Here is an 18,037-nt window from a genome sequence, read left to right on the forward strand (position 1 = left end):
TTAGCCCCACAGCTGGGCAATAGAACGTTTAAACTGCCGTGCAGCTTCAACCGGGGAAGACGCGTCGCGAATGCTGCGACCGGCGATAAAGACGTGAATCGGAATACCCTGGAACAGCGGCAGATCTTCCAGCGCCAGGCCGCCGGTAACGGTGACTTTAAAGCCCATGTCGGATAAGCGCTTGATGGCACTGATATCCGCCTCGCCCCACGCTACGCCAGCGGCCTGCGCATCGCGGCTACGGTGATAAACCACCTGTTGAATACCTGCATCGCGCCATTCCTGCGCCTGCTCCCAGGTCCAGTAGCCGGTTAGTTCGATCTGTACATCACCGTTAAATTCTTTCGCCACATCCAGCGCGCCTTTGGTGGTGTTGATATCCGCGCAGCAGATAACAGTCACCCAGTCGGCATGCGCTTCAAAGCACATCCGAGAGAGAATTTTGCCGGCATCGGCAATTTTGGCGTCCGCCAGCACGATTTTGTGGGGATAGAGCGCTTTCAGGTCGCGCACGGCGCGTACGCCTTCAGCAATGCAAAGAATGGTGCCAACTTCAATAATATCCACTTCATCGGCGATCAGGCGTGTCGTTTCATACGCGGAAGACATTGATTGGTTATCCAGCGCAACCTGCAACATAGGTAATGACATTTGATGCTCCTTTTAGACGGCCGCCGTCGTGGCGTTATCAATTAAATCCAGCACTTCCTGCACGGCGCGGCAGGCACGTAAACGGTCGAAATTAGCTTCATCGTCAAACAGATTGACGATCTGCATGATGCCCACTTCCTGATGGGTGTTAGCATCAACGGCCGCCATGGTGATCAGGATGTCGACCGGGTCGTTATCCTCATGGTTGAAAGCCAGCGGCTTCCTCAGCGTTACCAGCGCAAAACCCGTTTTCTTCACCCCCTCTTCCGGACGTCCGTGTGGCATCGCCAGACCGGGCGCAATCACAAAGTAAGGGCCATGCTGAGCAACGCCATCCAGAATGGCCTGGTAGTAGCGCGGCTCAACCACGTCGGCCTTCACCAATAAATCGACGCTTAGCTTTACGGCTTCCTGCCAGGTACTGGCATCTGCCTGCAAAAGAATGGAGTTATTCTCGACAAGCGAATCACGTAATTTCATTTGGCCTCCTTACTTCACATCCTGTGGGAAATGTTCTTTGATCACTTCCAGCAGTTTTGGGCCAAAATCCGCAGGCGATAGCATGTTGCGCACGCCGACCACGTATTTGTTGCCGGAGACAGTAATCTCCCCGGCGATATGAGTAGAAGCGATGATGATATCTGCGCCGCTTAATTCACTTTTGTATTCACCCACCGCACAACTGTTCACTGAGTGATCAATATTTGATTGAGTCAAAAACTGGTCCACTTTCATCTTCATGATCATGGAACTCCCTTGCCCGTTGCCACATACAGCCAGAATACGTACGGTCATAGTCAAAACTCCTTATTGAGCAGAAGCATCTGCCAGTTGTTTTTCCGCGTCCTCTTCAGCACGCAGCGTGCGCCCTGCGAAGAACATATATGCCAGTGAAATAATGATGATGACGGCCATAAATGCGATACCGATAGAGGCAAATCCCTGCATCATCGGCGGCGCCAGGATTGACCAGTCCGCCATGCCCATCCAGGCGCTCATACCGGTGAGCTTCACCGCCCAGACGCAGCCGAAAATTTCAATCATCCCCATCACCAGACAAATCTTGAGCGCCGCGCGCCAGCCGCCAAAGTGGTTCGCAAAGACGCCGATAGTCGCGTTCGAGAAGAACATCGGAATAAAGCCCGGAATAATCAGGATGGAAGAGCCGAAGCCCACCAGAATACCGACGGCGATAAGCTGGCCAATGGTGCCCCACATAAAGCCCCAGACGACGGCGTTCGGCGCAAAGCTATAAATCGCCGCACAGTCAATCGCCAGCACGGCACCGGGGATCAGGCGCTGGGAGATCCCGTTGAACGCCTCGGAAAGTTCGGCGACGAACATACGCACGCCCTGAGTGATAATAAAAATAGCGACGGCGAACGAAAAACCAGTTTGCAGGATGTACACCGTCCAGTGCGTTTTTCCCGCCATCGCCTGGACGGTGTCGATGCCGAAAGAGAGCAGGATCGCGCCAAAGAAAATGGTCATGACAATGGCCGTGGAAACGATGTTGTCGTGGAAAATATTCAGCCAGCCGGGCAGCTTAAGATCTTCAACGCTCTCTTCTTTTTTCCCCAAATAAGGTGCGACCTTATAAGCAATCCATGAGGCGAACTGCTGTTGATGTCCGATGGAGAAGCCGCAGCCGTCGGTGACGTCCTGGGTCGGCTTGTACATCATGTTGGAGGTAATGCCCCAATAGAGCGATACCAGTACCGCCGTGCAGATAATCGTCGTCCACATCGGGTACCCGAAGATATAGAAAGAGACGGCAATCAGCCCCGCCTGCTGGAACATGATGTGCCCGGTCAGCATGATGGTGCGAATACCGGTAATGCGCCGCAGCAATACGTAACAAATATTCAGCGCCAGAGCTAACAGCACGGCATAACCCACCCAGCTGTAAGCCTCCCCCATCCGCTCAATGGTTGCCATCATGGAGGCGTAGGTATCGGAGATAGCACCGTTGATGCCGTAAACCTCAGACATTTTCGCGACGACGGGTTTAAAGGTACTGGTCAGAATGCCGGACCCTGCCTGCAACAACATAAAACCGATAATCGTTTTAATCGTACCTTTTACAATCACACTGGCGCTTTTACGCAGCAGGATATAGCCCAGGCACGTCACGATCCCCAGCAGCAGAGGGGCGTTGGTCATCACCTGATTAAAGAAAACGGTAAAGATGTTGTAGAGAATCTCCATAACACACTCCAGAAAGTGGAATCTCTGAACGCACGCTACGCCCAGGGTTTGTTGCTGCAATCACTCTAATAATCAAAAATAATCACAACAAGATTATATTTGATTAAATGTGACGCACGCCGCAAATAATCATTCAATCCGTTACCGTATTAATTCTCATTTTCTAAAATCACAAAATAATCAATACAAATCAATTGAATGGTGACATTCATGCATCATAAGACCAGCATTTACCTCCCATTCCCCTACCAAAAACATCTTATGGATGGCGAAATACAGGATTGCAATCCTGAAAAAACGGTGCCAGTATTCGTCAAAACAAATCAACAAATGATTACTTTTGAAAATACGTGAGGTAAAAATCAATGAGTAAAGTACAGACCATCACCCGCGAATCATGGATCCTGAATACTTTCCCAGAGTGGGGCAGCTGGCTGAATGAAGAAATTGAACAAGAGCAGGTTGCACCGGGCACTTTTGCCATGTGGTGGTTGGGCTGTACGGGCATCTGGCTGAAATCCGAGGGCGGAGCCAATATCTGCGTCGATTTCTGGTGCGGTACCGGCAAACAAAGCCACGGGAACCCACTGATGAAAGCAGGCCATCAGATGCAGCGCATGGCAGGCGTGAAGAAGCTCCAGCCAAACCTGCGTACCACCCCGTTTGTACTGGATCCCTTCGCTATTCGCCAGATTGATGCGGTGCTGTCCACACACGATCATAACGATCACATTGATGTAAACGTTGCTGCCGCAGTCATGCAAAACTGCGCCGATGACGTGCCGTTTATCGGCCCGCAAACCTGCGTCGATCTGTGGATTGGCTGGGGCGTCCCGAAAGAGCGCTGCATCGTGATGAAACCGGGCGACGTCGTAAAAATAAAAGATGTTGAAATCCACGCGCTCGACGCTTTTGACCGTACCGCCCTGATAACCTTACCTGCGGATCAAAAAGCGGCTGGCGTGCTGCCGGACGGAATGGATGAGCGCGCGGTAAACTACTTGTTCAAAACGCCGGGCGGCAATCTGTATCATAGCGGCGACTCTCACTACTCCAACTACTATGCGAAACACGGTAACGAACACCAGATCGACGTGGCGCTGGGGTCCTATGGCGAAAACCCGCGTGGTATAACCGACAAAATGACCAGCGCCGATATCCTGCGCATGGCCGAGTCTCTGAACACCCAAGTAGTCATCCCGTTCCACCACGATATCTGGTCAAACTTCCAGGCTGATCCGCAGGAAATACGCGTTCTGTGGGAGATGAAGAAAGACCGCCTGAAGTATGGCTTTAAGCCTTTCATCTGGCAGGTGGGCGGGAAATTCACCTGGCCACTGGATAAAGACAACGTCGAATACCACTACCCGCGCGGATTCGACGACTGCTTTACCATGGAACCGGACCTGCCTTTCAAGTCCTTCCTGTAAGACTCATCCGGCGAGCGGAAATCATTGCCCCCTCGCCGGAAATTATCCCGTCAGCATTAGTATTTTCACCTGATTTCAAATATCATCTTTGCTTATCACTTTTAATCGGATTTGCTCATGACGGAAGCGCAAAGACATCAAATTTTACTGGATTTGCTGGCACAAACGGGATTTGTCACCGTGGAGCAGGTGATTTCCCGGCTGGGAATTTCTCCGGCAACGGCACGACGCGATATCAATAAACTCGACGAAGGCGGTAAGCTGAAAAAAGTCCGCAATGGCGCTGAAGCCATCAGCGAGCAGCGCCCGCGCTGGTCGCCGATGAACATTCACCAGGCCCAAAACCACGACGAGAAAGTACGCATTGCGCGGGCGGCCTCGCAGCTGGTTAACCCGGGCGAAAGCATCGTCATCAACTGCGGCTCTACCGCATTCCTGCTAGGGCAAGAGCTGTGTGGTAAGCCAGTACAGATCATTACTAACTATCTGCCGCTGGCCAATTACCTGATAGACCAAGAACACGACAGCGTCATCATTATGGGCGGACAGTATAACCGTAGCCACTCCATCACGTTGAGCCCGCAGGGCAGTGAAAACAGCCTGTATGCCGGGCACTGGATGTTCACCAGCGGCAAAGGGCTGACCGCCGAAGGGCTATATAAAACCGATATGCTTACAGCGATGGCCGAGCAAAAAATGCTTAACGTCGTCGGCAAACTCGCGGTGCTGGTAGATAGCAGCAAAGTTGGCGAACGCGCCGGAATGCTGTTCAGCCAGGCCGGGCAAATCGACCTGGTGATTACCGGAAAACAGGCGGATGAAGCGATCCTCAAGCAGCTTGAGGATCAGGGTGTTCAGGTGATTCGCGTTTAAAGGCTGTGCTGAAAAAATTTCACCGTTGTCGCTAACGCCTCAGGTGTTATCCGGTGACGCACGCCTTTCTGCCAGACGCAGGTCAGGCCGGCAGCCAAATTGTTTTCCCGCAGCGCCTGCTGGAGCCTGAAGGTGCCTTCAGGCGGTACCACGTCATCTTCCTCGCCGTGCCAGAGCAATAGCGGTCTGTTGGCCAGCGTGCTGAGCTGCTGAGTGACATCCCACTCAGCCAGCCGTTCGGCACTGACGGCAGGCGAAGGGAACAGGCTCTGCGAAAGCTGAGTAAAATAGCCGGAGCCCATCAGACAAGCCACGCTTTTTAGATCCGGATGATGGGTCATTATTCCCAGCGCCGTCATGCCGCCCATTGATGCCCCGGCGACCGCCAGACGATCCCCTTCAACCCAGCCCTGGGCGATGACCGCCTCGCGCAAGGCCGGAAATTCGGCAAAATTCTGCAGTAAAATCGACCAGAAGCGCTGCATTCGTCCGCGTTCATCGCCATCGTAACGTGCACCATGCTCTGGCGCATCGGGCATAATGACCCGAAAACCGGCTTCCGCCAGCGCCACGGCGAAGTAGCTGTACACCCGTTTGGAGGAGGTAAAGCCGTGATAAAAGATGATGCAGGGCAATGGCTTATCCAATGCATGTTGCGGGCAGGCATGCAGCACCTCACCGCCCGCCAGACGACGTATTTCGAGAGCAATCATTGACCATCTCCTTTCACTAAAATGAGGGTATGTCATAGGCTGACATATTCAGCAAGAAACCAGGTTCACCATGATTCATAATGTTGAGAACTCGGTTACGCTTTCACGATATTTTCATTCGAAAATCGCGTCAGAGATAACACTTCGGGAACATTCCCCGGAAATGACATTCAGGCTACCACTACACTATGACTATCAGGAAACGAGATATGGTTATGCGCAGGTTAACACCGTGGTTTCTGGCTATCGCACTGAGCGGTTGTAGTGCCCTGCAGGGGACGCCAGAAGCACCACCACCCGCAACCGACCATCCGCAAGAGATTCGCCGTAACCAGACGACTGGGCTACAGAAGATGGGGACGGTGAGCGTGTTGATGTACGGTTCGCCGATGGATGTCGAAGCGGCGTTGAAAACGAAGGCAGAAACGGCTAAAGCGGATTACTACGTCATCATCATGATTGATGACACCATGGTTCCCGGCCAGTGGTATTCGCAAGCGATTCTGTACCGTAAATAGCGGTGCACTGTCTTTTAGCCAGCTTTACACTGCTTTGCGTCCATTCACGTTCTCTTGTGCATAATAACGTTCGGCCAGCCAACCTGGCAGGACGTTAGCAACGGACTGCCCTCGGGACTACGTGAAATGGAGCTGACGATGAAACGATCTTTTACCCTACCCGCACTGCTGCTGACCGCAGCGACAGCAAACACCTCTGCACAGTCAGCGGAATTCGCCAGCGCGGACTGCGTCACCGGCCTGAATGAAATTGGCCTGATTTCCGTCAATAACATTGCCGGCAGCCAGCAGGACGTTGAGCACGCCATCGCCGTGAAGGCCGATGAACAAGGTGCGTCGTGGTATCGCATCGTACAAATGTACGAAGATCAGCAGCCGGATAACTGGCGAGTACAGGCCATTCTCTACGCCTGAGGCGCCTGACGTCCCCGCCCCATTGCACGGAGTAGCAAGTCTTCCAGCGTCGGCTCATCCAGGCGCACACCGCCGCGCGTGTCGAGCATCATACGACACCAGGCTTCCGCCAGCGGCGGTGAGGCATAACGCAGCATCTGCGCCCCGACGCCGAGCATATAAACCCGGCGGGTTATCTCCCTACCCTGCTCTTCTGCGGGTCGCCGTAGCAGCTGCTGCAGCTGCCGCCACGTGCGGTCGAAATGCCGATTCTGCCCCTTCACTTCTGCGCACTCCGCCGCCAGCAGTTCCAGCGCTGCCGGATGCTTGCTCAGCACCCGCATCACGTCCAGACACATAATATTGCCAGAGCCCTCCCAGATACTATTGACCGGCATTTCACGATACAGGCGCGGCAGCTCGCTCTCCTCACAGTAGCCGGTACCGCCCAGCACCTCCATTGCCTCGGCGACAAACGGGATCCCGGATTTGCAGATTGCAAACTTCGCCGCCGGCGTAAATAAGCGAGCCCACAGAACCTCTCTCGCGCTATCCCGGCTATCCCACGCTCGCGCCAGACGGAATAAAAAGGCGGTCTGCCCTTCAAGGCGCAGCGCCATCTGGCCCAGTACCTGGCGCATCATCGGCTGATCAACCAGATTCTTACCAAATGCCTGCCGCTGTAGCGCATGATAGAGCGCTACTGAATAGGCCCGACGCATTAATGCATGGCTGCCCAGCGCGCAGTCGAAACGGGTCAGTCCGCCCATTTTGAGGATTTGCCGTACCCCATCGCCCTCTTCACCCACCAGCCAACCGCGGGCCTCAAAGAATTCGACTTCACTGCTGGCATTAGCGCGATTGCCGAGCTTATCTTTCAACCGCTCAAGGTGTAGAGCATTACGTTGACCATCGGGAAGGATCCGCGGCACGAAAAAGCAGGACAGACCTTTCGGCGCCTGAGCCAGTACCAGATGTGCATCGCTTTGTGGAACCGAGAAAAACCACTTATGTCCGACAAGATGATAAAAATCTTCGGCGGTTTTCTCGGCCCGGGTGGTATTGGTCAGTACGTCAGATCCTCCCTGCTTTTCCGTCATCCCCATACCAATCAATATCCCGCGTTTCTGACAGCCCGGCGCGAGATGCGGATCGTAGCGATCGCTCAGCAGAGGAGCCAACCAGTCGCTGAAGGGTTTAGGTAGGGCATGCTGCAACAACGGGGTGGCGGCGAAGGTCATGGTGACGGGACACAACGTTCCCGCTTCCACCTGCGCATGCAGCATAAAACGGGCTGCGCGTGCAACAAAGGCGCCCGCGCGGGCATCCTCCTGCCAGGCAAGATTATGTACCCGGTTCGCACACAGCCCCTGCATCAACAGGTGCCAGGCAGGGTGAAAGCGGACATCATCAAGCCGGTTGCCGCTCGCATCATAGCGCAGCAGCTCCGGTGGGTTACTGTTTGCCAGCCTCCCCAGCTCCAGCGACTCCGCTGCCCCCAGCTGCTGACCGATGCTGGCCAGTAAATCGCTATCCCATCCCGCCCCTTCGCGCATCACGGCTTCACGCAGCGCGCTATCAGACAGGAACAAATTACTGTTCATCAGCGGTGCGGGCTGATTGAACACGGTATGCGTTTGCCAGGGCATGCTGTCTCCTTGCGTCATTGGCGTTGCTATTCAGTATGGCCATCCTCGCCGGACATCGCCCGCGAGTCTGGTCACAAAAAACCATCTATCCCTTCGTGAAGCCCATCACAGCCATAAGAATTTTAAATTTCATAATAAAAAATGTATGGAATAATTTATTCAATTGTGACTTTTTTGCTCATATCGGGATGACTTATGCAGACCGCAACAACGACAATGGGCGCACATAAACGCGCGCTCATCGCCGGTTCTATCGGCAACTTTATTGAATGGTACGAGTTCGCGGTATATGGCTTTCTGGCGACGGTAATTGCCCAAAACTTCTTTCAGCTTGAAGGGGAATCGCCGCTGACGGGGTTAATCCTGACCTATGCCTCGTTCGCGATCGCTTTCTTCTTTCGCCCCTTAGGCGCCATTATCTTTGGCCGGATCGGCGATCGTATTGGCCGCAAACCCACGCTGATTATTGTCCTGATAATGATGACGCTGGCGACAACGGCTATTGGCCTGGTGCCGGTTTATGCCAGCATCGGGATTGCTGCACCGCTGATTCTGACGGGGCTGCGCATTCTACAGGGGCTGTTTGCCGGCGGTGAATATGGCGGCGCCGTGTCGCTGATGACGGAATTCGCCCCACGCGGTAAGCGCGGGCTGTATGGCGCCTGGCAGTCTTTCACCGTGGCGCTAGGGCTGCTGGCAGGGGCAGGTATCGTTGCGTTGATTTCGGCCGTTCTGACTCCGGAAGAGCTGCATGCCTGGGGCTGGCGCCTCCCGTTCTTCCTCGCCATTCCTATGGGAGGCGTGGCGCTCTGGCTACGGGTGAAAATGGAAGAGACGCCGGGTTTTCTCCGTCAGCAGGAGCAGCAACATCCACAGCCCTCGGCGAGCCTCAGCCAGACGCTGAAGGTTATTATGATCGGCATTGGCCGCCTGATGGTCTGGTCTGCCGCAGGCTATACCTACCTGGTCATTATGCCCGCCTATCTGCAATCCTCGCTGCATACCGGTTTTAATCAGGCGCTGTTGATTGCGGTAATTTCCAATATTGGTTTCGCCATCACGATCCTGCCCGCCGGGATGCTCAGTGACAGATGGGGACGCCGCAACGTGATGGTGATTGCCGCCGTTCTGCTGCTGATCCTGGCACTTCCGCTGCTGAAAATCCTGCAGGCGGAATCCAGCACCCTGTTGGTGAAAGGCGTCGTGGTTTTGATTGCCGGTGGGCTGGTGGGGGTTTTAGCCGGGCCGGGACCGGCAATGCTGGCGGAAATGTTCCCGACAAGGATCCGCTATACCGGACTCGGACTGGCCTACTCGCTCTCTAACGCGGTGTTCTCCGGCTGTGCCGGGCTGATGATTACCGGCCTGATTAAACAGACCGGTAATCTGGATATTCCAGCTTACTACGTGATGGCAACGGCGTTGATAAGCGTGCTGGCACTGATGACGCTCAACAAAGACGATCATTTGCGGTCGCTTGAAGAGTGAATTTTTCCGGGTGGTGGCTACGCTTTGCCCGGCCGACAAAACCGTAGGCCCGGTATGCGAAGCACCACCGGGCAAACATCAGCTACGCTGGCGCACCGCTTCAAACAGGCAAATCCCGGTGGCAACGGAGACGTTCAATGAAGAGACGCTGCCGGCCATCGGGATGCTAATCAGCTCATCACAATGTTCACGGGTCAGGCGACGCATGCCTTCACCTTCCGCCCCCATGACCAGCGCCATCGGGCCGGTCATTTTGCTCTGGAACAGCGTGTGGTCCGCTTCACCCGCGGTGCCCACGATCCAGACATTCTCTTCCTGCAGTAAACGCATGGTACGAGCGAGGTTAGTCACACGGATAAGCGGGACATTTTCCGCCGCGCCACAGGCGACTTTTTTCGCGGTCGCGTTCAGCTGTGCAGAACGGTCTCTCGGCACAATCACCGCATGCACGCCAGCGGCATCGGCGCTGCGCAGGCAGGCGCCCAGGTTATGGGGATCGGTGACGCCGTCAAGGATCAGCAGGAACGGCCGATCGAGCGAGGCAAGCAGGTCAGGAAGATCGTTTTCCTGATACTGACGCCCCGGCTTCACGCGGGCGATAATCCCCTGATGCACGGCGCCTTCGCTTTTCTCGTCAAGAAACTGACGGTTAGCGACCTGAATCACCACGCCCTGAGCTTCCAGCGCATGGATCAGCGGCAGCAGGCGTTTATCTTCGCGGCCTTTCAGAATATACACTTCCTGAAAACGCTCTGGAGCGCGCTCAAGCAAGGCCTGCACCGCGTGGATGCCGTAAATCATTTCACTCATTGATGTACTCGTTACTGGTTAGTATTGCCGTTTCGGCTTTGCAGACCGGGCACCCCGGCCTGCAAAAATTGATACACGCTTATTCAGCGACTTTTTTCTTCGCCGCACGCTTCGCCTTGGTCGCCGCCGCTATTTTCTGCGTCTTAGCAGACGGTTTTTTGGCGCTCTTCTCTTTCTTCGCTTTCTCCGGTTTTGGTTTGCCCTTATCACCACGGAAAGCGCTGTCTGGTTCGAAGTTCACCTGTTTGCCCGCCTGGCGACGACGGCCGGAAGGTTTGCCTGCGCCGTTGGCCTTCTTGGTCTTCTCCCGGGCGGTCTTACCAACGTTGCGCGGACCGCGCTCGCTGGAGATCAGGGAGAAATCGATTTTACGTTCGTCCATGTTGACCGCTTCCACACGGACTTCCACACGGTCGCCCAGGCGATAAGTCTGACCACCGGATTCACCGATCAGACGTTGTCCGACCTGATCGAAACGGTAGTAGTCGTTATCCAGCGAGGACACGTGTACCAGACCATCGATAAACAGCTCATCAAGACGCACGAAGAAACCAAAGCCGGTAACGCTGGCAATCACGCCTTTAAAAACGTTACCAACCTGATCCAGCATAAAGTCACACTTCAGCCAGTCGGAGACTTCACGGGTGGCTTCGTCGGCACGACGTTCGGTCATCGAACAGTGCGCGCCCAGCTGGAGCATTTCATCCATGCTGTAGTGCCAGCCGCCGGTTTCGGTGCTGTTGCCTTTGTGGCCCTGCTCTTTCGCCAGCAGGTACTTAATAGCACGGTGCAGCGACAGGTCTGGGTAACGGCGAATCGGCGAGGTGAAGTGCGCATAGGATTGCAGCGCCAGGCCAAAGTGGCCACGGTTTTCCGGATCGTACACCGCCTGTTTCATCGAACGCAGCAGCATGGTTTGCAGCATTTCATGATCCGGACGGTCGGCAATCGAGGTCAGCAGTTCAGCATAATCACGCGGCTCTGGCTTGTTGCCGCCGGGCAGTTCAAGGCCCAGCTCCGCCAGCACAGAGCGGAACGCGGTAATCGCTTCGGTGCTCGGTTTATCGTGAATACGGAACAGCGCCGGCTCCAGCGCCTTCTCAACGAAGCGAGCGGCGGAGATATTCGCCAGAATCATGCACTCTTCGATAAGTTTGTGCGCATCGTTACGCTGCGTCTGCTCAATACGTTCGATGCGACGCTCAGCGTTAAAGATAAACTTCGCTTCTTCACTCTCAAAGGAGATCCCGCCACGTTCTTCACGAGCGCTATCCAGCACTTTATAGAGTGTGTGCAGCTCTTCGATATGCTTCACCAGCGGCGCATAGTGCTCACGCAGCTCCTGGTCACCCTGCAGCATATGCCACACTTTGGTGTAGGTCAGGCGGGCGTGTGAGCTCATCACCGCTTCATAGAATTTGTAACCGGTCAGGCGGCCCTTGGATGAAATGGTCATCTCACAGACCATACACAGGCGATCGACCTGCGGGTTCAGGGAACACAGACCGTTGGAAAGGACTTCCGGCAGCATCGGTACGACCTGGGACGGGAAGTAGACCGACGTACCGCGGCTGCGCGCTTCAGCATCCAGCGGCGTACCAGGACGCACATAGTAGCTGACATCGGCAATAGCCACCCACAGGCGCCAGCCGCCACCGCGTTTTTTCTCACAGTAAACCGCGTCATCAAAATCGCGGGCATCTTCGCCATCGATAGTCACCAGCGGCAGGTCGCGTAAATCCACGCGGCCTGCTTTCGCCTCTTCCGGCACCTGCTCTTTCAGCACAGAAACCTGTTTCTCTACCTCTGGTGGCCAGGTGTAAGGGATTTCATGGGTGCGCAGCGCCATATCGACCGCCATGCTGGTGCCCATATTATCGCCCAGCACTTCGACAATCTTGCCGATCGCTTTGGTACGACGGGTCGGGCGTTGGGTCAGTTCCACCACCACGACAAACCCCATGCGGGCGCCCATAACCTCTTCCGGCGGAATCAGGATATCAAAGCTCAGTCGGCTGTCGTCCGGCACCACGAAGCCCACGCCAGCGTCGGTGAAATAGCGGCCGACGATCTGGCTGGTTTTGGGCACCAGAATACGTACCACGCGCGCTTCACGGCGGCCCTTACGATCCGCACCCAGCGGCTGCGCAAGGATCTGATCGCCGTGGATGCACATTTTCATCTGCTCGGAAGAGAGATAAAGGTCGTCTTTACGCCCTTCAACGCGCAGGAAGCCATAGCCGTCGCGATGACCGATAACGGTACCTTTGAGCAGGTCAAGGCGCTCCGGCAGTGCGTAGCACTGACGACGGGTAAAGACCAGCTGTCCGTCACGCTCCATAGCGCGCAGACGACGGCGCAGACCTTCGAGTTGTTCTTCGCCTTCGATATTCAGTTCTATCGCCAGCTCGTCGCGGCTGGCCGGTTTTTCACGTTTTGCTAAATGATCGAGGATAAATTCCCGGCTTGGGATTGGATTCGCATACTTTTCAGCTTCGCGGTCCTGGAAAGGATCTTGTGACATGTCGGTTCCTCCGTTGTCATCTCTGATGAGAGTTTACGTCACTCCACCAGTAATAATTTATAAAGCGGTTGATTTTCTTCAACCAAATCAGCCAGCGTGTAGTTATCTAGTTCCTTGAGAAAACTTTGCGCAGCTTCAGCCAGCGCCTTTTTCAGGCGGCAGGCGGGCGTGATGTGGCAAAATTCGCTGCTGCAATTGACCAGCGACAGCGGCTCCAGATCGCGGACGACATCGCCGACACGAATGGTTTTCGCCGGCTTACCCAGGCGAATCCCCCCGTTTTTTCCCCGCACGGCCATCACGTAACCAGCACGGCTTAACTGATTGATTATTTTTACCATATGATTACGGGAAACGCCGTAAACCTCCGTCACTTCGGAGATACTCGTCATTCTTCCATCCGGCAACGACGCCATATAAATCAGCGCCCGTAGTCCGTAATCAGTGAAACTCGTTAACTGCACATCAACCTCAGGGTAAGGGGGAAGCGGCGTACACGCAGACTTCAGGTTACTGCTGCGTCGATCGACTGGACGCATCCTGAATGCCTGTGTGTATTAATCCTCGGGTAATGAACGTATTGATACTGTATTGATGATAAACCAGCCAGCGCTCAGGCCGCTAATTTATTTGAAATGGGGCGGGTGAACAGCAAAAACAAGGGGCGCCCTGACGGCGCCCCAGAAGATGATTATGCGTCGAACGGATCGCGCAGAATCATCGTCTCAGAACGGTCAGGACCGGTAGAGATGATATCAACCGGTACGCCGGTCAGCTCTTCAATGCGCGCGATATAGTTCAACGCCGCCTGCGGCAGTCCGCTGCGCGTTTTCACGCCGAAGGTGGTTTCAGACCAGCCTGGCATGGTTTCATAAATCGGCTCAATGCCTTCCCAGTTGTCAGCAGCCAGCGGAGTGGTCGTCACTTCGCGGCCGTCCGGCAGACGGTAGGCAACGCAGAGTTTCACTTCTTTCAGGCCGTCCAGGACGTCCAGCTTAGTCAGGCAGAAGCCAGACAGGGAGTTGATCTGCACCGCGCGACGAATCGCCACGATATCCAGCCAGCCGGTACGACGACGACGGCCGGTGGTAGCGCCGAACTCGTTACCCTGCTTGCACAGGAACTCGCCGATATCATCGAACAGTTCAGTCGGGAACGGACCTGCGCCGACGCGAGTCGAATAGGCTTTGATGATCCCCAGAACGTAGTCCACGTAACGCGGACCCAGGCCGGAACCAGTCGCCACGCCACCTGCGGTGGTGTTGGAGGAGGTCACATACGGATAGGTACCGTGGTCGATATCCAACAGAGTACCCTGCGCGCCTTCGAACATCACGAAGTCGCCGCGCTTACGCGCCTGGTCCAGCAGATCGGAAACGTCAACAACCATCGCCGTCAGGATGTCGGCAATCGCCATCACATCATCCAGCACTTTCTGATAATCAACCGCTTCTGCTTTGTAGAAGTTCACCAGCTGGAAGTTGTGATATTCCATCACTTCTTTCAGTTTGTCAGCGAAGGTTGCTTTATCGAACAGGTCACCAACGCGCAGACCGCGGCGTGCAACTTTATCTTCGTAAGCAGGGCCGATGCCGCGACCGGTTGTACCGATAGCTTTCGCACCACGTGCTTTTTCACGCGCAACATCCAGTGCGACGTGATAATCGAGAATAAGCGGGCAGGCTTCGGACAGCAGCAGACGCTCACGAACAGGGATACCACGGTCTTCCAGACCCTTCATCTCTTTCATCAGCGCAGCCGGAGACAGCACAACACCGTTACCGATGATGCTGGTGACGTTCTCGCGAAGAATACCTGATGGAATAAGATGGAGGACGGTTTTTTCACCGTTGATTACGAGAGTATGGCCTGCGTTGTGACCACCCTGGTAGCGCACAACATATTTAGCCCGTTCAGTCAGGAGATCGACGATCTTCCCTTTACCTTCGTCACCCCATTGGGTGCCCAGTACGACGACGTTGTTACCCATTTTTCAAAATCACCGTTTGCTTAAAAATGGATTCTACCATCGCTTTTTCAGAGTTACAGCACTTTTTGCAGCCAATAACGGGCAGGTCTGACCATTTTTTGATCAGCTCATCGATTTCGTCAACATGTAGTAGATGACAAACCCTGCAACCACAAGACCACCGCCAAAACGGCGTAATAAATTATCCGGCAGCTGGCTCATTGTGGCGACCATTCGACGCCAGGCGCGGGGATAAAGCAGCGGCCCAAGTCCTTCGAGTACTAAAACCAGCGCCAGCGCCAGCCAGATTGTTGCGTTCATTATTGGCCCTTAGAGAGAAAGCCCGGTGCCGTCGTGAAGTAGCTTCGGCGGCAGGGCAGTGCGGGTATGACCCTTTGCAGCATTGTCCGGCATTTCACATTTATTATGAACTGCTTTCGCGCACAAAAATTCATAACTGATTGTGTTACAGGTTGTTTATGAGATACAGCCTATAAAAAAAGGCGCCTTTCTCAAGGCGCCTTTTTGCTTATGAAAGTACTTACTTACGAGCCGAGTCCGGCGATTTCATATAGCGGAAGAAATCGCTGTCCGGGCTGAGAACCATCACGTCCTGATTGCTCTGGAAGCTGTTCTCATAGGCACGCAGGCTACGGATAAAGGCGTAGAAGCCCGGATCTTGGCTAAATGCATCCGCAAACAGCTTGGCGGCCTCTGCATCGCCTTCACCACGCATAATACGGCCCTGACGTTCTGACTCAGCCAGCGTCTTGGTAACTTCATAGTCTGCGGTAGCACGCAGCTTCTCAGCCTCTTCCTGACCCTGTGAACGGTGGCGACGAGCAACCGCTTCACGCTCGGCGCGCATACGGTTATAAATCGCTTCCGACACTTCAGCCGGCAGGTTGATCTGCTTGATGCGCACGTCGACAACTTCAATACCCAGTGCCGCCATACTGTTCGGGTTAATAACCGGCACTTTACCATTGGTTTCAGTCGATACGCGCTCTGCCGCTTTGGCAATCGCATCGTCGGCAGCCGGGGTGCTGACTTCATCTTCCGTGCCTGCAGAACCGGAGTTCAACGCATCGCGCACTTCCAGCGTCAGACGACCGCGGGAATCGGTCACGATATCTTTCACGTCCAGGCGACCAATTTCGGAGCGCAGACGGTCAGAGAACTTACGTTTGAGCAGCACTTCGGCCTGGGAGACGTCGCCGCCGCCGGTTGCCAGATAGTAACGGCTGAAGTCGCTGATGCGCCATTTGATGTAGGAGTCAACGATCAGGTCTTTCTTCTCTTTGGTGACAAAGCGATCGGCCTGGTTATCCATAGTCTGAATACGTGCATCCAGCGTTTTCACTGATTCAATAAACGGGATCTTGAAATGCAGACCCGGCGCATAAACCAGCGGTTTATTTTCGCTATCGCGCAGAACTTTACCAAAGCGCAGCGTAATACCGCGCTCGCCTTCTTTGACGACAAAGACAGACATGTAAAGCACTACCAGTACGATGGCAAGAATCGCAATTACAGGTTTACGCATCGTTATTCCCCCTGACGCTGGTAGTCGTTACGCTGCGCGTTGGCGCGACGTTGGTCCATAATATTGCCATCCGTCGTGGTCGACGTGGTGCTGGCACTGCTTGAGCTGGATGCAGGCGGCAGGCGCAGCAGATCGCTCGCGCCACTGCTACCGCTCTTTGCTGCCGGGGCGCCAGCCCCTTTCAGCATCTGATCAAGAGGCAGAACCATCAGATTGCCGCCTTTATCGTTCACCAGCACTTTACGGGTATGGCTCAGCACTTTTTCCATGCTTTCGATATACAGACGTTCACGGGTGATTTCCGGCGCAGCTTTATACTCTGGCAGAATCTTCGCAAAGCGAGCGACTTCACCCTGCGCTTCCAGAACGGTCTGAGTCTTGTACGCACGCGCCTCTTCAAGGATACGCTGCGCCTGACCATTGGCTCGCGGCTGGACTTCGTTGGTATACGCTTCGGCTTCACGGATGTACTGCTGCTCGTTCTCACGCGCCGCAATCGCATCATCAAATGCCGCCTTCACTTCTTCCGGCGGACGCGCCGTCTGGAAGTTGACGTCCAGCAGGGTAATCCCCATGTTGTACGGACGAATCGTCTCTTCCAGTTCACGCTGGGTATCGCTACGAATAACGGTACGACCTTCGGTCAGGATACGATCCATCGTGTACTTGCCGATGACACCGCGCAGGGCGCTGTCCGTTGCCTGACGCAGGCTATCGTCTGCGCTGGCCACGCTAAACAGATAGCGCTCAGGATCGGTCACGCGATACTGAACGTTCATCTCAACGCGCACGACGTTTTCATCGGACGTCAGCATGACGCCAGAAGCCGCCAGTTCACGTACCGACTCAACGTTAACGGCCTGAACGTTATCGATAAAGGTTGGCTTCCAGTTAAGACCTGGCTCAACCAGATGGCTGAATTTACCAAAGCGTGTTACCACACCACGTTCCGCTTCCTTGATGGTATAGAAACCGCTGGCAGCCCAGATAATAACCGCGGCGGCCGCCACGATGCCGACAATGCGTCCGCCCATCGGGCCGCGAGGTCCCTGAGAGCTGCTACCGCTCCCCTGGCCCCCTTTTCCGCCACCGAGACCGCCAAGTTTTTTACTTAACTTGCGGAAGATATCATCCAGATCGGGCGGCCCCTGCTCGCGACCACCTTTATTGCCATTTCCCCCGGAGTTGCCGCCTTGGTTATTGCTGCTCCCCCACGGGTCGCGGTCCTGTCCGTTATTACCGGGCTGATTCCACGCCATGTATAT

Annotated in this window: 18 protein-coding genes; 5 read left to right on the forward strand and 13 right to left on the reverse strand. The window is 54.8% G+C overall.

What is annotated here, in order from left to right; genetic code table 11:
* The 4 genes from ulaD to ulaA are packed head-to-tail and all read right to left on the reverse strand — an operon-like array spanning nucleotide 1 to nucleotide 2,859.
* Nucleotides 1-651 carry a 3-keto-L-gulonate-6-phosphate decarboxylase UlaD gene (gene ulaD, locus ACMYSK_RS16990; RefSeq protein WP_088402680.1) on the reverse strand — a complete coding sequence of 217 codons (651 nt, stop codon included), beginning with the start codon at nucleotides 649-651 and terminating at the stop codon, nucleotides 1-3.
* Between the two features lie 12 nt (nucleotides 652-663).
* Nucleotides 664-1,131: a PTS ascorbate transporter subunit IIA gene (gene ulaC / locus ACMYSK_RS16995; RefSeq protein WP_434637124.1), complete on the reverse strand. Its 468-nt coding sequence runs from the start codon at nucleotides 1,129-1,131 to the stop codon at nucleotides 664-666.
* Nucleotides 1,132-1,140: 9 nt separating this feature from the next.
* Complete coding sequence (gene ulaB / locus ACMYSK_RS17000) at nucleotides 1,141-1,446, reverse strand: PTS ascorbate transporter subunit IIB (RefSeq protein ID WP_004857097.1); 306 nt, start codon at nucleotides 1,444-1,446, stop codon at nucleotides 1,141-1,143.
* A gap of 12 nt (nucleotides 1,447-1,458) precedes the next feature.
* Complete coding sequence (gene ulaA / locus ACMYSK_RS17005) at nucleotides 1,459-2,859, reverse strand: PTS ascorbate transporter subunit IIC (protein WP_434637126.1); 1,401 nt, start codon at nucleotides 2,857-2,859, stop codon at nucleotides 1,459-1,461.
* Nucleotides 2,860-3,224: 365 nt separating this feature from the next.
* On the opposite strand from ulaA, the gene ulaG reads away from it, so the two are divergent.
* Nucleotides 3,225-4,289, forward strand: a complete 1,065-nt coding sequence (ulaG, locus tag ACMYSK_RS17010; protein ID WP_434637127.1) for an L-ascorbate 6-phosphate lactonase — start codon at nucleotides 3,225-3,227, stop codon at nucleotides 4,287-4,289.
* Nucleotides 4,290-4,406: 117 nt separating this feature from the next.
* Nucleotides 4,407-5,162, forward strand: coding sequence for an HTH-type transcriptional regulator UlaR (ulaR, locus tag ACMYSK_RS17015; RefSeq protein WP_434637129.1), 756 nt, complete (start codon nucleotides 4,407-4,409; stop codon nucleotides 5,160-5,162).
* On the opposite strand, the gene yjfP is transcribed toward ulaR, so the two are convergent.
* Entirely contained in the window at nucleotides 5,159-5,875 is a 717-nt protein-coding gene (gene yjfP, locus ACMYSK_RS17020) for an esterase (protein WP_434637131.1), read from the reverse strand. The two genes, ulaR and yjfP, sit on opposite strands and share 4 nt — an antisense overlap.
* A gap of 209 nt (nucleotides 5,876-6,084) precedes the next feature.
* Here yjfP and bsmA point away from each other — a divergent pair, with 209 nt between their 5' ends.
* Both bsmA and yjfN read left to right on the forward strand, forming a co-directional pair.
* Nucleotides 6,085-6,393, forward strand: a complete 309-nt coding sequence (gene bsmA, locus ACMYSK_RS17025) for a biofilm peroxide resistance protein BsmA (RefSeq protein WP_434637133.1) — start codon at nucleotides 6,085-6,087, stop codon at nucleotides 6,391-6,393.
* Between the two features lie 138 nt (nucleotides 6,394-6,531).
* A complete protein-coding gene (gene yjfN, locus ACMYSK_RS17030) occupies nucleotides 6,532-6,807 on the forward strand; it encodes a DUF1471 family protease activator YjfN (protein WP_434637135.1) in 276 nt (91 codons plus the stop codon).
* Here yjfN and ACMYSK_RS17035 read toward each other — a convergent pair.
* Nucleotides 6,798-8,435, reverse strand: coding sequence for an isovaleryl-CoA dehydrogenase (locus ACMYSK_RS17035; RefSeq protein WP_434637137.1), 1,638 nt, complete (start codon nucleotides 8,433-8,435; stop codon nucleotides 6,798-6,800). The genes yjfN and ACMYSK_RS17035 overlap by 10 nt on opposite strands.
* Before the next feature lie 195 nt (nucleotides 8,436-8,630).
* Here ACMYSK_RS17035 and ACMYSK_RS17040 point away from each other — a divergent pair, with 195 nt between their 5' ends.
* Nucleotides 8,631-9,923, forward strand: a complete 1,293-nt coding sequence (locus ACMYSK_RS17040) for an MFS transporter (RefSeq protein WP_434637138.1) — start codon at nucleotides 8,631-8,633, stop codon at nucleotides 9,921-9,923.
* Nucleotides 9,924-10,001: 78 nt separating this feature from the next.
* Here ACMYSK_RS17040 and rlmB read toward each other — a convergent pair whose 3' ends face one another.
* From rlmB to hflK, 7 genes are all read right to left on the reverse strand, one after another.
* The gene (gene rlmB / locus ACMYSK_RS17045) at nucleotides 10,002-10,733 is read right to left on the reverse strand and encodes a 23S rRNA (guanosine(2251)-2'-O)-methyltransferase RlmB (RefSeq protein ID WP_434637139.1); all 732 of its coding nucleotides are present in this window, start codon (nucleotides 10,731-10,733) and stop codon (nucleotides 10,002-10,004) included.
* Nucleotides 10,734-10,812: 79 nt separating this feature from the next.
* Nucleotides 10,813-13,257 carry a ribonuclease R gene (gene rnr / locus ACMYSK_RS17050; RefSeq protein ID WP_434637142.1) on the reverse strand — a complete coding sequence of 815 codons (2,445 nt, stop codon included), beginning with the start codon at nucleotides 13,255-13,257 and terminating at the stop codon, nucleotides 10,813-10,815.
* A 38-nt stretch (nucleotides 13,258-13,295) separates the two neighbouring features.
* Complete coding sequence (nsrR, locus tag ACMYSK_RS17055) at nucleotides 13,296-13,721, reverse strand: nitric oxide-sensing transcriptional repressor NsrR (RefSeq protein ID WP_004857051.1); 426 nt, start codon at nucleotides 13,719-13,721, stop codon at nucleotides 13,296-13,298.
* 227 nt (nucleotides 13,722-13,948) lie between these two features.
* On the reverse strand, nucleotides 13,949-15,247 hold the full coding sequence (locus ACMYSK_RS17060) for an adenylosuccinate synthase (protein ID WP_434637144.1): 1,299 nt from the start codon (nucleotides 15,245-15,247) through the stop codon (nucleotides 13,949-13,951).
* Between the two features lie 102 nt (nucleotides 15,248-15,349).
* Nucleotides 15,350-15,547, reverse strand: coding sequence for a DUF2065 domain-containing protein (locus ACMYSK_RS17065; protein WP_434637147.1), 198 nt, complete (start codon nucleotides 15,545-15,547; stop codon nucleotides 15,350-15,352).
* Nucleotides 15,548-15,767: 220 nt separating this feature from the next.
* Entirely contained in the window at nucleotides 15,768-16,772 is a 1,005-nt protein-coding gene (gene hflC, locus ACMYSK_RS17070) for a protease modulator HflC (protein WP_434637148.1), read from the reverse strand.
* 2 nt (nucleotides 16,773-16,774) lie between these two features.
* On the reverse strand, nucleotides 16,775-18,031 hold the full coding sequence (hflK, locus tag ACMYSK_RS17075; RefSeq protein WP_434637150.1) for an FtsH protease activity modulator HflK: 1,257 nt from the start codon (nucleotides 18,029-18,031) through the stop codon (nucleotides 16,775-16,777).
* Between the last annotated feature and the right edge of the window lie 6 nt (nucleotides 18,032-18,037).

It is taken from the genome of Klebsiella sp. I138 (genome assembly GCF_051131765.1).
Lineage (GTDB): Bacteria > Pseudomonadota > Gammaproteobacteria > Enterobacterales > Enterobacteriaceae > Klebsiella.

Excerpts from the sequence above, each read along its gene's own strand:
- ulaD (WP_088402680.1), bottom strand. The coding sequence starts at position 651 with ATGTCATTACCTATGTTGCAGGTTGCGCTGGATAACCAATCAATGTCT.
- ulaC (WP_434637124.1), bottom strand. The coding sequence starts at position 1,131 with ATGAAATTACGTGATTCGCTTGTCGAGAATAACTCCATTCTTTTGCAG.
- ulaB (WP_004857097.1), bottom strand. The coding sequence starts at position 1,446 with ATGACCGTACGTATTCTGGCTGTATGTGGCAACGGGCAAGGGAGTTCC.
- ulaA (WP_434637126.1), bottom strand. The coding sequence starts at position 2,859 with ATGGAGATTCTCTACAACATCTTTACCGTTTTCTTTAATCAGGTGATG.
- ulaG (WP_434637127.1), top strand. The coding sequence starts at position 3,225 with ATGAGTAAAGTACAGACCATCACCCGCGAATCATGGATCCTGAATACT.
- ulaR (WP_434637129.1), top strand. The coding sequence starts at position 4,407 with ATGACGGAAGCGCAAAGACATCAAATTTTACTGGATTTGCTGGCACAA.
- yjfP (WP_434637131.1), bottom strand. The coding sequence starts at position 5,875 with ATGATTGCTCTCGAAATACGTCGTCTGGCGGGCGGTGAGGTGCTGCAT.
- bsmA (WP_434637133.1), top strand. The coding sequence starts at position 6,085 with ATGGTTATGCGCAGGTTAACACCGTGGTTTCTGGCTATCGCACTGAGC.
- yjfN (WP_434637135.1), top strand. The coding sequence starts at position 6,532 with ATGAAACGATCTTTTACCCTACCCGCACTGCTGCTGACCGCAGCGACA.
- ACMYSK_RS17035 (WP_434637137.1), bottom strand. The coding sequence starts at position 8,435 with ATGCCCTGGCAAACGCATACCGTGTTCAATCAGCCCGCACCGCTGATG.
- ACMYSK_RS17040 (WP_434637138.1), top strand. The coding sequence starts at position 8,631 with ATGCAGACCGCAACAACGACAATGGGCGCACATAAACGCGCGCTCATC.
- rlmB (WP_434637139.1), bottom strand. The coding sequence starts at position 10,733 with ATGAGTGAAATGATTTACGGCATCCACGCGGTGCAGGCCTTGCTTGAG.
- rnr (WP_434637142.1), bottom strand. The coding sequence starts at position 13,257 with ATGTCACAAGATCCTTTCCAGGACCGCGAAGCTGAAAAGTATGCGAAT.
- ACMYSK_RS17060 (WP_434637144.1), bottom strand. The coding sequence starts at position 15,247 with ATGGGTAACAACGTCGTCGTACTGGGCACCCAATGGGGTGACGAAGGT.
- ACMYSK_RS17065 (WP_434637147.1), bottom strand. The coding sequence starts at position 15,547 with ATGAACGCAACAATCTGGCTGGCGCTGGCGCTGGTTTTAGTACTCGAA.
- hflC (WP_434637148.1), bottom strand. The coding sequence starts at position 16,772 with ATGCGTAAACCTGTAATTGCGATTCTTGCCATCGTACTGGTAGTGCTT.
- hflK (WP_434637150.1), bottom strand. The coding sequence starts at position 18,031 with ATGGCGTGGAATCAGCCCGGTAATAACGGACAGGACCGCGACCCGTGG.